This window comes from Arthrobacter sp. 10T413_2 (genome assembly GCF_056394205.1).
Genome location: NZ_JBFTHK010000323.1, coordinates 1 through 2,007, shown reverse-complemented (window position 1 = coordinate 2,007; position 2,007 = coordinate 1). Strand labels below are relative to the sequence as shown.

Here is a 2,007-nt window from a genome sequence, read left to right as displayed (position 1 = left end):
GGATAGAACGATGCACGTGAATCTCGGGMTCATCCATGATGAAGACAGACGAGTCGTCGGCGACCAGGGTTTGGCCGATCATGTAAAAGACAGCTTTTTCGCCATCACTCATTTCAGTGACGCTGTAATGCTCGCCGACTCCACCGTCTATAACKGGCGAAACCTTGATGTCATCTGCCGTGATGGTTAGCTCGCGGTTTGGCAACACCCGACGAAAAATCGCTTTCAGCTTCCGCATTAAAGTCTCGCGACGTTCGATAGGTACGCCGTCCGCATCGGAATTGTAGGCGCTTACAGCTGTATTCGCTTGCTCTCCGAACAGCACTTGAAGTAGTGCGCCTGCATCGTCAAGTATGAAGCGAGGCTGAGCTCTGCCCCAGCGCGCGTTGTCACGCGCTGCCATTGGGCCACCGAAATCGTTCGGTTTAGCGTATCCGTAACGGAGCTGAGCCCGGGCTGCTTCCTCACTGATTTTCTCGATTGACGGATCAATCGATAGCATCCGCTGCGCCGAAATACGATGCGCGGTGACACCGAGCTGCTTTTCACACTCAACCGCGAGTTTTGTTTTACCGGACCCGTTGGCGCCAACGATAACTGTAGATTGGCCTGCCTGAAACTCAATCGGCGTCGTCGCACCTAGAACTGATATAGCGATGGGGAACGGCAACGATTTCTCCTACAGCTACTTTTCGAATTTGAAGGTATTGTCTGGGTGTGTCGGCGCCGCCCAACAGATGTTGAGATTCAAACGGGAACTTTCTACCCCCGCGCCCGCAGAAGGGCCTTGATGCGTCCTACGCTACGTTGGCTCTGGCCTGAACTTGTGCCACCGCTGGGCCTGCGCCTTTGCCCATGGGTGACGATCGCGTCGGGGTGTGTGCCCTCGCTGCCTTCCTCATCAGCGCCACCGGGCTTGGGTTTAGCTCGCTCCGGTTCCGGCCAAGGCTGCGGCGAACGCCCAGGCATAGACGTTCAGGGCCACTGGGCGCCGTTGTCAATCGTGCGCCTGGGACCAAGAGTGCCGTCGCCCCAGACCTCACGGTTGGCCAACTGCGCGAAACAGTTGGCCAACTACTGTGAAACGTGGCCATCTAAGTTGGAAAATGGCCAAGTACTGTGGAACCTCACAATACGGTGCCATTCTTCCAATTAGGTCGACAGCTCACACCGACCTAGAAGTCCCAGTCCTCATCCTCAGTATTGACAGCCTTGCCAATCACATACGACGAACCCGAACCCGAGAAGAAGTCGTGGTTCTCGTCCGCGTTCGGCGACAGGGCCGACAGGATGGCCGGGTTCACGTCGGTGACGGAAGCCGGGAACATGGCCTCGTAGCCCAGGTTCATKAGCGCCTTGTTGGCGTTGTAGTGCAGGAACTTCTTGACGTCCTCGGCCAGGCCGACGGAGTCGTAGAGGTCGTGGGTGTACTGGACCTCGTTCTCGTACAGCTCGAAGAGCAGCTCGAAGGTGTAGTCCTTGATCTCCTGCCGGCGCTCCTCGGAGACCTTCTCCAGGCCCTTCTGGAACTTGTAGCCGATGTAGTAGCCGTGGACAGCCTCGTCGCGGATGATCAGGCGGATGAGGTCGGCCGTGTTCGTCAGCTTGGCCCGCGAGGACCAGTACATCGGCAGGTAGAAGCCCGAGTAGAACAGGAAGCTCTCCAGCAGCGTCGAGGCCACCTTGCGCTTCAGGGGGTCGTCGCCCTGGTAGTAGTCCATGACGATCTGGGCCTTCTTCTGAAGGTTCTCGTTCTCGGTGGACCAGCGGAATGCCTCGTMGATCTCCTTGGTGGAGGCCAGCGTGGAGAAGATGGAGGAGTAGCTCTTGGCGTGCACGGACTCCATGAACGCGATGTTCGTGTAGACAGCCTCTTCGTGCGGGGTGAGGGCGTCCGGAATCAGGGAGACGGCGCCGACGGTGCCCTGGATGGTGTCCAGCAGGGTCAGGCCCGTGAACACGCGCATGGTGAGCTGCTGCTCGTCCGGGGTGAGCGTCGCCCACGAC

2 protein-coding genes are annotated in these 2,007 nt (G+C 58.4%); both read right to left on the bottom strand.

Annotated features, from left to right (window positions below; translation table 11 throughout):
- Nucleotides 1–670: OLD family protein (locus AC1DBQ_RS23115; protein WP_476930720.1), on the bottom strand; the 670-nt coding region annotated here is incomplete at its 3' end.
- Nucleotides 671–1,175: 505 nt separating this feature from the next.
- Nucleotides 1,176–2,007 (bottom strand): class 1b ribonucleoside-diphosphate reductase subunit beta (gene nrdF / locus AC1DBQ_RS23110; protein WP_476930719.1); only part of this gene is annotated, 832 nt, incomplete at its 5' end.